Below are 12972 nucleotides of genomic sequence, written 5' to 3'. Positions count from 1 at the left end.
GGCCCACCTGTGCCTGCAGGTCATGTAGTTCGGTAGTGTCGGTCACCAGTACCAGCGTCTCGCCCTGCTGTGCCAGGCTGCGACTGTGCAGTGACAGATGCCGCTGCGGTTTGCATTCCCGAATGCGCGCCTGCACGGTGGGCCAGTCCTCGCCCAGCAGCGGCTCGCCAAACAGCGCCAGAGCCTCCGGGTTGGCGTCGCGCACCTGCTGGCGCTCGTCAATGAGCAACACACCGCCCGGCAGCATGGCCATCAGCGAGGCCAGCCGCTCCAGCAACCGTTCCTTCTCGGCGAGTTCGTCGAGCCGCGCCGAACGCGAAGCCGCGAGCTCCTCGTTGAGCCGCGCTACCCGCGACTCGAGGTCGCGGTAGGACGCATCCAGTTGATGGGAAACCTCTGCGAGGCTGCGAAAGGCCTCTTCCAGGTCGTGTTTCTCGAGAGGTACAGCCTGCTGCATGATTGAATTCCACCGAGCGCTATCACGCCATTGCCGCTGTCGAAGCAAGAGCCATGCCCAAAGCAGAATTTATATTTAAATCAATAGCTTAACGAATCAACTGGGACGCGCTCAGCGCCTGGCGTCAGGAATCTGACGGCACCGAATCACGCTGCAATTCGAACTTGCGCATTTTCTCCACCAGGGTGGTGCGCTGCAGCCCAAGCAACTGGGCCGCGCGAGCCACCACCCAGCCGCTGCGCTGCAAGGCCTGCAGCAGCAGGCTGCGCTCGGTGTCTGCGAGATACTGCTTGAGGTCCAGGCCCTCCTGACCCAGCTGAGTCGCGTCAGCCTGGGGCGCACTGGCCTGGGGGGTACCAGCCTGGGGAGCACCGGTCGCCGGAACCGCCGGGGCGGATTCGGCAGCTGGCGGTGGCGCCTGCGGCGGCGGCCGTGAGGGGTCGAAGCCCTCGCAGAATTTTTGCGGCAGGTCCGCAAACCCCACCTCGGCGCCGGGAAACAGAATCGCCAGGCGCTCCACCAGGTTGTTGAGTTCGCGCACATTGCCCGGCCAGGTGTATTGCTGCAGGGCGGCCATCGCGTCAGCAGCGATCGACACGCTGTCGCGCTGCTCCCGGGCCAACTGCGCGAGGAAATGGGCGACCAGCACCGGCACATCCTCAGGGCGATCGCGCAACGCAGGAACGTCGATCGGGAAGACATTCAGGCGGTAGTATAGATCGGCCCGAAAACGGCCGTCTGCAACGCGCTCCTCAAGGTCCTGGTGCGTTGCGGCAATCACCCGAACATCGGTTGGCTGGGAACTGGCACTGCCCACCCTTTCAAAGCAGCGCTCCTGCAGCACCCGCAGCAGCTTCACCTGCATCGGCAGCGGCATGTCGCCTATTTCATCGAGGAACAGAGTGCCACCTGCCGCCAGTTCGAAGCGGCCGCGGCGGGTGCTGATAGCACCCGTAAACGCGCCCTTCTCATGCCCGAACAGCTCCGACTCCAGCAGTTCCGCCGGAATGGCGCCACAATTTACCGGCACGAAGGGCCCATCAGCCCGCGGCGAAGTACTGTGGATGCCGCGCGCGACCACTTCTTTGCCGGTGCCGGATTCACCGAGAATAAGCACCGTGGCGTCGCTGGGGGCCACCTGCTCCACCAGGCGACGGATGATGTTCATGGCGGCACTGGGGCCGACGATAGGCAAGGAACTGTCAGAATGCTGAGGCAACCGTATCAATCCATGTACACAGTGGAAAGGGAGTTCGACCGACCGCGCTGAGTCTGCTCAGACGAAGGTGACCTGTCAACTTATTGACGGCAAAAAGGCGAATTAGTCGCCCACATGCGCACGACGGAAGGCCACCTCACGACGGTGGTGGCGGAAAATCAGTTTTTCCAGCCAGACCCGGGCGGCGCCTGTGAGGCCCACAAAGCGCACCGTGTTGCGCCCCGCTGCCAGCTCCTCCGGAGTGGTGACAACCTCACCGTAGCAGCACAGGGGCTTGGGCAGGCCGCGCTGGATATAGAGTTCGAGGAATATGCGGGCGCCCGCCGGTGGCGCCTCGCCCTGCCAGCTCACCTGTTCGGCAGAGACCTGCACGGCGCTTACCGGGGGAATATCCAGCTCGTGGTATACCAGGGCGCTGACCAGGTCGAGCACCAGGTTGAGCTTCAGGTCGAGCCGGGCGATATCCTGCTGGATACCGGCGGGGGCATCGCTGTCTTCCTTGGTGTTGAGGCCGTCGCCCACCGCCGACACCGCGCGCAAAAAACTCTCATTGGAGGCGTTGACCATGGCCAGATGGGTCTGCTCCGGCTCGTAATCGACAGGCTTCCAGGACAGGGTGATGTTATCGCTGTAGACAAGGCCGGTAACGGGGTTTGTGCTGCTCATGCCCAATGCTCCGCAAAACCTTCACGATAACACAGGCCGGTGGCAACGAAACTCCCCGCAATCATCGCCGCATTCAGGGTTGTGACTTCACCTGTTCGTAATGGCCGATGGCGGAACGTGTGCGCACCTGCGCCACGCCCTGCTGCAGAACAGCATCGCGTGCCTTGCTCAAGTGGGCCATCATTTCCTCGTTGAGGTGAAGGATCGCCGCCAGCGCTTCCGCAACCAATTCGGCGTGTTCCGTCGACACCGCTTCCTTGAAACAGCGCGCCAGGTCATCACGGCGGTCCTGCTCGCGGGCGGCCACGGCGTCCCAGTCGCCCACTTCGGCGAGGGCAACCATTTCCTGGGTTAACGTCAACACCCGGGCCAAACGCCGATACTGGGGCAGAGACTCCTCGGCCTCAAGGGCCACGACGCGCGCCCGGTCTGTGGGGAAATTCACGATCATTCGGCGGAACGACGAAACTCGGCCGGGATACCTTCCCAACCCTCACGCACGGTGCCGAGCAGACTGTGCACCTCGGCCAGGATAGAGGGATCAGAGGTGGCGTTCGCTTCAACCAGGCGCCGCTGCATGTAGTCGTAGAGGTCTCCCAGCGTGCCAGCCAGCTCTCCGCCTTTGCTGTGATCAAGGCTCACGCGCAGGTTGTCGACGATGCTGATCGCCTTGCCCACAAGCTCCCCTTGCCGGGCGACTTGCTGGCGCTCCATGGCACCTCGCGCTTCGGCAATACGGTCCTGTGCGCCTGCGATCAGCATGCTGATCAACTGGTGTGGCGATGCATCGGTTACCCCGCTCTGCACGCCCACCTTGCTATAAGCATTCAGCGCTAGTCTGGAATTCATGTCGCGGTACCTGTCGGTTGCTAATTAGAAAAACGGTCGCTGGGCAGCGGAATATTAGCCAGCTGTTCCGCCACAAATGACCCCGTGCTGTTGAGCTGTGCCAGTAAACCATCAAGCGCATTGAACTGGGCGCGGTAACGCGCCTCCAGTGTGTCCAGACGCTGGTTCAGCTCATCACGATCCGTGTTGATAAACTCTATTCGGGTTTCCAGCCCATCCTCACGCGACTCAATGAGGCCAGTGCTGCCAAGAAACCCGCTCAACAGGCCGTCCAGGCGCTGGGCAATCCCGTTGCCCTCGGTCCGGCTGAACAGATCGCCGAAATTGACCAGGCCGTCCGCCAACACATCATCCAGACGTTCGCTATCGATTGACAGCGTGCCGTCCTCGCTGGTGGTGATACCGAGTTCGGCCAATGAGCCATAGGGTCCATCCGCACCCTGAATGCTTGCCGTCAGCGCGGAACGCACCTGGCTGATGATCGCTCGGGTGCCGGAATCACCTTGCAGTGGCCCTGCCAACCGGGTCGCAGGGTCGTAGCGAGTCAGGTTTGACGCGCTGGTAATAAAGCTGTTGTAGGCCGTCACCAGTTGCTCGAGCGATCCGCGCACCGCCGCCCGGTTTTCACTGACCGTGATGCTCACATCCTGTTCGGTGACCGCACCCAGCGTCAAGGTCACGCCCTCGATGACATCCGAGACCGTATTGCTGGCGCTGCTCAGTGCCAGGCCGTTCAGCGTGAACTGGGCGTCTTCCGCGGCGCGCGTTTGCGTGAGATTCGCTGCACTGGTATTGAACGCCAGTCGCGACAGGCCCTGCGCGTCAACATCGTTCGCATCGCCCAGGTCATCGACCGACACTTCCATGCCATTCGCCGCGCCAGTCTCGGGCCCGGTCAGAAGCAGACGAAAGCTTTCACCGTCCTTGACCACTGATGCGGTAATGCCAACGCCCGCACCATTGATCGCGTCGCGCACACCCTCCAGGGTGTTGTTGCTGCTATCGATGGTGATGCTGACGCCAGTGCGGTCGGTATTCTCGGTGAAGCTCGTCACTGCCTGCGGACCCGGGTCAACCGGCGTCGCGGCAATGGAACCGAAGCGAATATTGAGCGTGCCCTCGCCGATTGCGCTGTCTTTCGCGGCGAACGAGCCGGAGGCCAGTGTCTGTGCACTGGCCCTGGCAGTGACCGCCAACGAGTAGGTGCCGACCGCTGCATTGGCCGCCGCAGAAACCCCTACGGCTTCGGCGTTGGAGCTTTGCGCCGAGCGCTGGGAAAACGTGGAAACATTCTTCAGGGCGCTCGCGCGGCCCTGCAAACCTGCCAGCAAACCCTTCAAGGTGCCGAACGCAGAAAGCTCGCTGGTCAGCGTTGCTTCGCGTCTCGCCAGCCGCGTTTCAGCGGGCGCACGTTCCGCCGTCAACAGCTGGCTCACCAGCGACTCGATATCAAGGCCAGAGCCAACGCCTGTCACTGATACCATTTACAACCTCTCGTCTCCACCTGCACGCCTGTGCGGATGTACTAGTAAAGCAAAAGTAATGCCAAAAATCTCCCCGCGAGCGGGATCAACCCTCACTGTCCATCAGCAAGCCTTTCACCGGCATGCCAGAGCCACCCAGTTCTTCCTGCTGCTGGGACAGGAAGCGGGCAAGGGAAAGGACTTCTTCCGACGGAATCTGCCGCACAACCTCTTCCGTTGCCTTGTCAATCACTGTAATGACCGTTGTTCCGAGATCTTGTTCCACGGATATCTGCAACGATCTGTTCACCGTCTGAATGTAGGCGGAAATATCCTGGGTTGCCTGCGCAAGATCCGCAGGGGGCGAGGATGACGTCTCCCGGGAGGCAACAGCGGGAACAGCCTTGCCGCCTGCGACCGGATCTTGCCGCTCAACAGATTGCGAGGCGGACTTCGCAGCCACCGGAAGTGATACTACTGGAGGTGATGGCGCCACCGGATTAGCCATAATCTTTACCTCTTCACCACAACTGCCGGGGGAGTCCCCGAACCGCAAAGGGCGAGAGAGCTAACTCCCTCGCCCCGCGGCCGGTTTTCTTCATCACGGCGCTCGTATTGCCGCTTACTGCAGCAGGGCCAGCACGTTCTGGGGCTGGGCGTTGGCCTGTGCCAGTACCGAAATGCCCGCCTGCTGGAGAATCTGGGCACGTGCCAGAGCCGCCGTTTCCGCCGCGAAATCGGCGTCCAGGATACGGCTGCGGGATGCACTCAGGTTTTCCGTGGTCGTGCTCAGGTTCGAGATGGTGGACTCCAGACGGTTCTGAATGGCACCAAAGGTGCTGCGCAGGTCGGCGGCAGATGTGAGCGCCGCGTCAATGCGCTGGATGGTGGAGTTCGCATCTGCGACCGTCAGTACACTGACGTCATCCAGGCTACCCGCAGCGGTGGCGGTGGTTGCAGTAAACACCGTACCCGCCTGTGCGCCCGCCACGGTGATGTCCTCACCGGAGTTGATGGTCAACACATTGTCATCGTCCACTGACGCTGTGGCGTTGCCCGCAAGCGCGACGTTAACGGCGTTAACAAAGGACTGCACGTCAGAGTAGGTGCCTGCCGCAACGGCGAGGGGGTCTGCATCGCCAAACTGGAAGGTCAGTTCATTGGCGGCCAGGGTCAGAGAGGTTGCGGGTACACCCGCTACATCTGCCACACCCGCGTCGCTAGCGACCAGTTCGTCCGTTACCAGCGTTGCATCGGCACCACCAATGGCGAAGCTACCGGCAGCGTTGGAGGCATCCGTAAAGACGACCTCGCTACCCGTACCGGCGGCAACCGTAAACGTGGCGGCACCGTAGCCGGCCTGGCCCTGAATCGCGGTAATAAGATCGCCAGCTGACGTGATATTGCTGTCGAGCGTGACCGTCAGCACATTGCTTTCCGGATCGGTGACGGTAAAGGTGCTGTTTGCAGACGTATCGGCATCAGACCCGGTGACATCCTGCGTTACTGTCGCATCTGTCGCTGTCACTGTACGGCCCACGGTTGCCGCCAAGCCAGCTGCGGTATCCGCGATAGTCGCTGTCAGCGACGTGCCACCTGCGTTGGTTGCACTAAGGCCACTCAGTGCTGTACCCGTACCGGCGGAGCCGGCGTCAGTAACCGCGAGTGAAAAGGCAGCGACGAAGGCGTCAACGGCATCTTGTTGGGTTGCACCGCCACCGAAGTCAACGTTAACCGTCACGTCAGTCGCAGAGTCAACCGTGCTCGCTCCCGCGGAGTCGGCAAACGTAAAGGTGACGCCGTTTACGACGACCTCATCGGTGGCGTTAACAGTGCCGGTAGAGAAATCGACCGTGTCCGTGCCCGCCACTGCAGGCACCGTGCTGTAGTCACCGATCAGGTTCGTCGCGTCGAACGTGTAGGTCGCAGCTGAACCCGTGACTGCGGTAGTTCCTTCAGCAATCAACGTATCCAGGTCCACCGAAGTCGCCGTGGCCACGGCGCCGACATCCGCTGTACGGATGCTGGTGCTCAGGTTCAGACCAATCGTCTCGCCCACGTTGGCACCCACCTGGAACAGGGCGCTACCGAAGCTGCCGTCGAGCACGTTGCGGCCGTTGAAGGAGGTCTGGCTGGCAACGCGGTCGATTTCCGCCAGGCGCTGCTGCACTTCCTGGTTCAGTGCGGCGCGGTCGGAATCGGAGTTGGTGGCGTTGGCAGACTGTACCGCCAGTTCGCGGATACGCTGCAGGTTGGAGGAGACCTCGCCCAGGGCGCCTTCAGCGGTCTGTGCCAGGGAGATACCGTCGTTGGCGTTGCGGATCGCCTGGTTCAGGCCGCGAATCTGCGTGGTGAAACGCTCGGAGATCGCGAGGCCGGCCGCGTCATCCTTGGCACTGTTGATACGCAGGCCGGAGGACAAACGCTGCAGCGAGGTGGCCACGTCGTTCTGGGAGCTGTTGAGGTTACGCTGAGCAGTCAGCGACGGAATATTGGTATTAATAATCTGAGGCATGGTTTCATTCCTTCTCGTTTCGCGCCGGTTTCCCCTGTGGAATCGACGCTGGTCACCGTCCATCGGCCCGGGGAAAATACTCCCCGCTCAACCAGTTAGCGGACGGTTTTGAAGGAACTTTAGGGCAAGTGTCAGGTTTTTTTACTAGAGGAAATTGAACAGGGACAGGCCCTGGATGCGCACGTAGCTCTGCTGCGCCGCCTGCAGGGCAACAAGCTGCAGGTTGAGGCGGCTGATGGCCTCGGTCACGTCCAGGTCGCGCACTTCCGACAGGGTTTCCTGCAGCTGCAGGGTGAAGGCGTCGTTGCTTTCCCGGAGGCTGTCGATGCGGTTCAGGCGCACCCCGAGGTCCGCCTGCTGCTCCAGCATGCGGCCCAGTGCCTGGTCGAGGTTCCCCAGGCCGCTGGCCATGGCATTGTTGACCGCCGCCGATGCGGCGGGGCCGGTCGTGGAGGATTTCAGGCTGTCGATGATGTTCTGCACGCTGCTGAACACGTCCTGGCGGGGGGCGGCCGGCACGGCAAAGCTGTCGCCGTCGGCCGGTGTGCCTTCAAAGGTCACGCTGGCACCGTTGAAGGTGATGTTGGCGCCGGATTCGTAGGGGCCGCTGGCCACCACCGCCGCGCTGCTGTCGGTCACCGAGTAGGTCACCGGGTCAGCAGGCGTCGCCTGGCTGAAACTGATGGTGTAGGTATCGCGCTGGTAGTTGGCTGCGGCACTGCTGGCATCCACAATGGCGGTGCCGGCGTTGCCAGCACTGGCACGGATGTCGAAACTGCCGTTGCCGGCGGGTATGTCCATGAACACGGCGCGACCGGAGTCGCGCACCGCCAGTTGGGTGTTGGGAGCCACCTGCAGGAAACGCTGCCCCTCATCCCCGTTGTACACCACGGCCCCGCCGGTACGGGTGAAGGGCTGGGTCTGGGCCTGGAAGCCGGCGAACACGAATTCACCATTGGCATCGCGGGTATTGGCGAGACTGACCAGTTCATCCAGGCGCCCTTCCATTTCCGTGGCAATGGCGCGCCGGGTTTCCGGGGTCTGGGTGGCGTTGTTGGCCTGCACGGTGAGTTCGCGCACGCGCTGCAGCACGTCCGTCACATCCTGCAGCACGGTATCCGCCAGGGCGATCTGCCCCTCGGCGAGGTTGCCGTTGCGGTCAAACTGGTCGAGCTGCGCCAGGTCTTCAGTCAAATCCAGAATTTGCACCGCAGCAATGGGGTCGTCAGCGGGGGTGGTCACCCGCAGGCCGCTGGCCAGCTGCTGCTGGGTTTTCTGCAGCTGAGCCTGCTGGTTAAGGATATTGCTGATTCCCTGTTGGAAGATCTGGGCGGTTGAAAGGCGCATCAGGTAACTCCGGCGTCAGCGACGCGTGGCGTCGAGCAGGGTCTGGAAGACGGTGTCCGCCACGGAAATCACCTGCGCCGCTGCCTGGTAGGCCTGCTGGTAGCGCAACAGGTCGGCGGCCTCCTCGTCCAGGTTCACGCCTTGCACGCTGTCGCGGGCAGATATCGCCTGTTGCAGCAGGGTTCCCTCGGCATCGGCGGCGGCGCTGGCCTGCCGGCTGCGCACGGCCACATCCGCCACCAGGCCGGCATAGCTGTCCTGGTAGCTGGCGGTACCGCCGTCCAGGATCGGCGCGGCTTGCAGTGCGCCGAGCGAAAGTGCATTGCGGTTGTCGCCACTGCCGTCGGTATTGTTGGCAATGCCCAGGGTGTCGCCGGCGGCTGGCGTGCCTGCCAGCTCGAAGCTGAGACCACCCAGAGTAACGGCAATACCGCCACTATCGGTTGCCGGGTTGTAGGCAATCGGGCCACCGGCACTACCGGCGACATCATAGCCCGGAATGCCTGCACCCAGCGCATCGGGGTTGAACGTGAGGGTGATGGCTCCAGCGAGCGGCAGGCCGGACGCATCATTCACTGACAGCGCCGACAGGCCGCCATCCCCCAGGTTCGCACTGCCCGAGCTGCTGCGCACAGGGCTGGCAGCGGCAAAGGCCGCCGCATTGGTGATTTCAAGCGCGAACAGGTTGGCACCCTGGGCCACCGGCTGGATCAGGAAACTGTCACCCGCCGCGGGGGTACCGCTGATGGTGATGTCCACCCCATCCACGCTGAACGCGGGGCCGGCACCGGTCTGGCTGGCACCGGTCTGCTGGTTGCGCAGGGTCCATTGGCTGCCATCGAAGCTGATGCGGTAATCGGCGCCCGTGAGCGCCCCCACATCTGCCAGCCCGGCACTGACGGTGGCGGAACCGGTATTCCCGGCCGAGGCGGTTACGGCCGGCTCCAGCGGGCGGAAGAAATTGCCGCCGAGCTGGCCGTTCAGATCCAGGCCCTTGCTGTGCTGGGCATTGAAGGTGGCCGCAATGCCGGCGGCCAGCAATCCCAGTTCATTGCGCGTGCTGTCCAGCACGCCACCGCGGAACGACAGCGCGGCACCCAGTTCACCGCCGCTCAGGAAGCGGCCGATATCGGTGCTGGTGGCCAGACCAGCGATGCCCACATTCACCCGGGTCGCATCGAAGGGGTCACGGAAGGTCTGCAGCTCACTGGCGGTGAAACCCACCACCAGCGCCTGGCCGTTACCGACCAGCACGTTTATGGCGCCGTCATCCTGCATGACCGTGGTGACACCCACCTTTTCCGCCAGGCGGTTGATGGCCTGGTCGCGGGCGTCCAGCAGGTCATTGGGGGGCTGCCCGCCTGTTTGAGTGGTAGCGCGCACCACCTGCTCGTTCAGGGACGCGATATTGCTGGCCAGGGCATTGATGTCCTGCACGGTAGTGGTGATCCGTTGGCTCACTTCGCTGTTGAGCCCGCGCAGCTGGGCATCCAGCGCCTGGAAACGCCCCGCCAGCTCGCTGGCCTCGCCCAGCAGCACCTTGCGCTCGGGAATTGAACCCGGGGTGTTGGCCACGTCCTGCAGGGCACCAAAGAAACTCTCGATACCCGGGGCAATACCCACCGAGGGATCCGCCAACAGGCTGTCAATGCGCGAGGTGAGGCTGGCAAGCGTACTGAAGCCGGCACTGGAAGAGCTGCGGCTACGCACATCCTGGGCCAGGAACTGGTCGTAACTGCGGGTGATGGAGTCCACCTTGACCCCGGTACCGAGGAAGCCGGCGCCGGTCGCCTCGGGCGGCAGCGTGGCAAAATCCACCCTCTGCCGGCTGTAGCCCGCCGTGTTCACGTTGGCGATATTCTGGCCAGTCGTGGACAGCGCCCGCTGCAGTGAAAGCAGCGCGGAAGTCCCTATGTTGAGCAGATCTGCCACAGTGAGCCTCGGTCAGGGTTCAGGCGGCCTCGGGCCGCCGGTCAGAGAGGGTTGGCGGCAGCGGAACGGAATTCTTTAGCTCCGCCACGGTGTCCGCCACGGTGCCGCGTTGCAGGATGGCCAGGATTTTGTCGGCATAGGCAGGGTCGGTGGCATAGCCTGCAGCCTGCAGTTCGCGCAGGTAGGCCTCGGGTTCAGCGGCGCTGGCCAGCGCCTCCTGATAGCGGGGCGCGCTGCGGATGAGGTCGACATAATCGGCAAAGGACTCTGCCGTACTGCCGTACACGCGAAAGGACGCCCGCTCCAAACGCGCCGCGGCGCCGTCGTACTCCACGGTTTGCACCGTGGTTGTGGGCCCTTGCCAACCACGCCCGGCCTTGATGTTGAACAGGTTGTGGCTGCTACCGGCGGCGGCCGGCAGCGCACGCTGGCCCCAGCCGGTTTCCAGCGCCGCCTGCGCTATCAGCACCGCCGGGTCCACACCCAGCTCAGCGGCCGCGGGCAAAGCCTGCGGCCACAGCTCGCGCACGAAATCCTCGGGCGGCGCAGGCTTGGCCGGTCGCCCGCCGGCAGCGGCCAGCGGCGGCTGGGCCTGAATCCCTTCCGCCCCGGCAGCAAACGTTTTGCCGGCAGCAGAAGACGGTGTCAGGTTGTACCGGGCCGGAGGCAGCATGGGGGCCTGTTGACCACCCTGGGGGGGCAGCAGGGGTTGCGTGGCATCAGGCTCTGCCGCACTACTGACCGCGCCCGCCGCCTGCAGCTGCTCTACCAGCACCTGCGCCAGTCCCAGCCCGCCGTGGTCCGCCAGGTCTACCGAGAGCTGCTGGTCGAACATCTGTTGCCAGTTCTTCAGCTGGCTGCTGTTGAAGAGGTCGCCCTCGGGCGTGGCGTCGCGCATGGACTTGAGCATCTGCTGCACAAAAATAGCTTCAAACTGCGCAGCGACCGGCTCCACGGCGGATGCCGCATCCTGCCGCGCATCGCGCCGCAGGGCCGCGAGGCCGCTGAAGTCGTGGTACAGGGAAGCCTGTGCCGCTTGCATCATCAGCCCCTAGATCACAATCAGCTGGGCGCGCAGGGCACCTGCCTGCTGCAGCGCTTCGAGGATGGCGATGAGGTCCCCCGGGGCCGCGCCTACGCCGTTCACTGCGGCCACCAGCTCCTGCAGGGTGATGCCCGCATCCAGCAGGAACATGCGCGCGTCTTCCTGTTCAGCCACCACTTCGGAATCCGGCGCGACCACCGTTTCGCCGCCGCGCGAGAACGGGCCGGGTTGGCTCACCCCAATATCCTCTGATACCGTCACCACCAGGTTGCCGTGGGCCACGGCGGCGGTTTCCACCCGCACTTCGCTGCCAATGACAATGGTACCGCTGCGGGAGTTGACCACCACCCGCGCCGGCGCCGAGGCCGGGTCCACCTGCAGGTTCTCGACGATCGAGACAAAGGCCACCCGGTCCGCCAGGTCTGCCGGCGCCCGCACCTCGATGGACACCGCATCCAGCGGCTGCGCGGTGCCTACGCCCAGGGTCGCATTGATGGACCCGGCCACACGCTGCGCCGTGGTGAAGTCCGGTGCGTTCAGGTTCATGATCAGGGTCGGCGCGGTCGCGAAGGGGCTGTCAACCGTGCGCTCCACCGTGGCCCCGTTGGGAATGCGCCCGGAACTGGTGGCGTTCACTGTCACCCGTGAACCGTCCGCCCCTTCTGCACCAAAACCGCTGACCAGCAGGGAACCCTGCGCCAGGGCGTAGGTTTCCCCGTTGGCGGCTTTCAGCGGCGTCATCAGCAAGGTGCCGCCGCGCAGGCTCTTGGCGTTGGCCAGCGAAGATACGGTCACATCGATGGTCTGCCCCGGCTTGGCGAAGGCCGGCAGCTCAGCGTGCACCATCACGGCGGCGACATTGGTCAGCTGCGGGTTCACATTGGCAGGGATATTAACGCCCAGCTGGGCCAACATGCTCTTCAGGCTCTGGATGGTAAACGGCGCCTGGATCGTCTGGTCGCCGCTGCCGTCCAGCCCGACCACCAGGCCGTAGCCGATCAGCTGGTTGCTGCGCACGCCGTTGACGCTGGCAATATCCTTGATGCGCTCCGCGCTGACCTGGGAGGACAGCAGCAGCGCGAGCAGCAGGGGGCAGAACCGGGACCAGAGTAGCGTTAACATCATCGTGCCTCAGAAAGGAACCAGCGGGCTCATGAAGAACCGGGTGAGCCACCCGGGCGTGTTGGTTTGCTGACTGACGCCAGTGCCACTGTAGGATATGCGCGCGTCGGCAATCAGGGTTGAGGAAATGGTATTGGTGGGGCTCAGGTCTTCCGGGCGGATGATGCCGCGCAGCCGGATATATTCATCGCCCTGATTGATGTTGATCCACTTCTCGCCCTGGATATACAGGTTACCGTTGGGCAGCACACGCGCCACTTGCACGGCGATGGCACCGCGCAGGCTGTTGCTCTGGCCCAGGGCGGCCTCGCCGGAGAAGGCGCTGGCGCCGTTGATGTCCACACCTAGGTTGTAACG

The 12972-nt window shown here is 63.6% G+C and carries 13 protein-coding genes; all 13 read right to left on the bottom strand.

Going from position 1 to position 12972, the window contains the following annotated elements; genetic code table 11:
* On the bottom strand, positions 1–457 hold a 457-nt coding region (locus RJQ10_RS13965; RefSeq protein ID WP_350147629.1), incomplete at its 3' end, for a PAS domain-containing protein.
* A 124-nt stretch (positions 458–581) separates the two neighbouring features.
* Positions 582–1676 (bottom strand): sigma-54 interaction domain-containing protein, encoded by a 1095-nt coding sequence (locus tag RJQ10_RS13960; RefSeq protein ID WP_350147627.1) that lies wholly within the window; start codon positions 1674–1676, stop codon positions 582–584.
* Between the two features lie 102 nt (positions 1677–1778).
* Positions 1779–2342, bottom strand: coding sequence for a PilZ domain-containing protein (locus tag RJQ10_RS13955; protein ID WP_350147625.1), 564 nt, complete (start codon positions 2340–2342; stop codon positions 1779–1781).
* A gap of 73 nt (positions 2343–2415) precedes the next feature.
* On the bottom strand, positions 2416–2787 hold the full coding sequence (gene fliT / locus RJQ10_RS13950; RefSeq protein WP_350147623.1) for a flagellar protein FliT: 372 nt from the start codon (positions 2785–2787) through the stop codon (positions 2416–2418).
* A gap of 2 nt (positions 2788–2789) precedes the next feature.
* Positions 2790–3191 carry a flagellar export chaperone FliS gene (gene fliS, locus RJQ10_RS13945; protein WP_350147621.1) on the bottom strand — a complete coding sequence of 134 codons (402 nt, stop codon included), beginning with the start codon at positions 3189–3191 and terminating at the stop codon, positions 2790–2792.
* Positions 3192–3211: 20 nt separating this feature from the next.
* On the bottom strand, positions 3212–4675 hold the full coding sequence (gene fliD, locus RJQ10_RS13940) for a flagellar filament capping protein FliD (RefSeq protein ID WP_350147619.1): 1464 nt from the start codon (positions 4673–4675) through the stop codon (positions 3212–3214).
* Positions 4676–4760: 85 nt separating this feature from the next.
* Entirely contained in the window at positions 4761–5117 is a 357-nt protein-coding gene (locus tag RJQ10_RS13935; RefSeq protein ID WP_350147617.1) for a flagellar protein FlaG, read from the bottom strand.
* Positions 5118–5276: 159 nt separating this feature from the next.
* Positions 5277–7169, bottom strand: a complete 1893-nt coding sequence (locus RJQ10_RS13930) for a flagellin N-terminal helical domain-containing protein (RefSeq protein ID WP_350147616.1) — start codon at positions 7167–7169, stop codon at positions 5277–5279.
* A 144-nt stretch (positions 7170–7313) separates the two neighbouring features.
* Positions 7314–8516: a flagellar hook-associated protein FlgL gene (gene flgL / locus RJQ10_RS13925; RefSeq protein WP_350147614.1), complete on the bottom strand. Its 1203-nt coding sequence runs from the start codon at positions 8514–8516 to the stop codon at positions 7314–7316.
* 15 nt (positions 8517–8531) lie between these two features.
* Positions 8532–10448: a flagellar hook-associated protein FlgK gene (gene flgK / locus RJQ10_RS13920; RefSeq protein WP_350147612.1), complete on the bottom strand. Its 1917-nt coding sequence runs from the start codon at positions 10446–10448 to the stop codon at positions 8532–8534.
* 19 nt (positions 10449–10467) lie between these two features.
* Positions 10468–11493, bottom strand: coding sequence for a flagellar assembly peptidoglycan hydrolase FlgJ (gene flgJ / locus RJQ10_RS13915; protein ID WP_350147610.1), 1026 nt, complete (start codon positions 11491–11493; stop codon positions 10468–10470).
* A 6-nt stretch (positions 11494–11499) separates the two neighbouring features.
* Positions 11500–12618, bottom strand: coding sequence for a flagellar basal body P-ring protein FlgI (locus RJQ10_RS13910; protein ID WP_502880243.1), 1119 nt, complete (start codon positions 12616–12618; stop codon positions 11500–11502).
* 6 nt (positions 12619–12624) lie between these two features.
* The coding region (locus RJQ10_RS13905; RefSeq protein WP_350147608.1) for a flagellar basal body L-ring protein FlgH at positions 12625–12972 on the bottom strand (348 nt) is incomplete at its 5' end.

The sequence above is a fragment of the Haliea sp. genome, from assembly GCF_040222615.1.
Taxonomy (GTDB): domain Bacteria; phylum Pseudomonadota; class Gammaproteobacteria; order Pseudomonadales; family Halieaceae; genus Haliea.
This window is presented reverse-complemented; position numbering and strand designations above follow the sequence as displayed.

What these genes read in the sequence shown, in the direction of transcription:
- RJQ10_RS13955 (WP_350147625.1), bottom strand. Translation starts at nt 2,342, where the DNA reads ATGAGCAGCACAAACCCCGTTACCGGCCTTGTCTACAGCGATAACATC.
- fliS (WP_350147621.1), bottom strand. Translation starts at nt 3,191, where the DNA reads ATGAATTCCAGACTAGCGCTGAATGCTTATAGCAAGGTGGGCGTGCAG.
- fliD (WP_350147619.1), bottom strand. Translation starts at nt 4,675, where the DNA reads ATGGTATCAGTGACAGGCGTTGGCTCTGGCCTTGATATCGAGTCGCTG.
- RJQ10_RS13930 (WP_350147616.1), bottom strand. Translation starts at nt 7,169, where the DNA reads ATGCCTCAGATTATTAATACCAATATTCCGTCGCTGACTGCTCAGCGT.
- flgL (WP_350147614.1), bottom strand. Translation starts at nt 8,516, where the DNA reads ATGCGCCTTTCAACCGCCCAGATCTTCCAACAGGGAATCAGCAATATC.
- flgJ (WP_350147610.1), bottom strand. Translation starts at nt 11,493, where the DNA reads ATGATGCAAGCGGCACAGGCTTCCCTGTACCACGACTTCAGCGGCCTC.
- RJQ10_RS13910 (WP_502880243.1), bottom strand. Translation starts at nt 12,618, where the DNA reads ATGATGTTAACGCTACTCTGGTCCCGGTTCTGCCCCCTGCTGCTCGCG.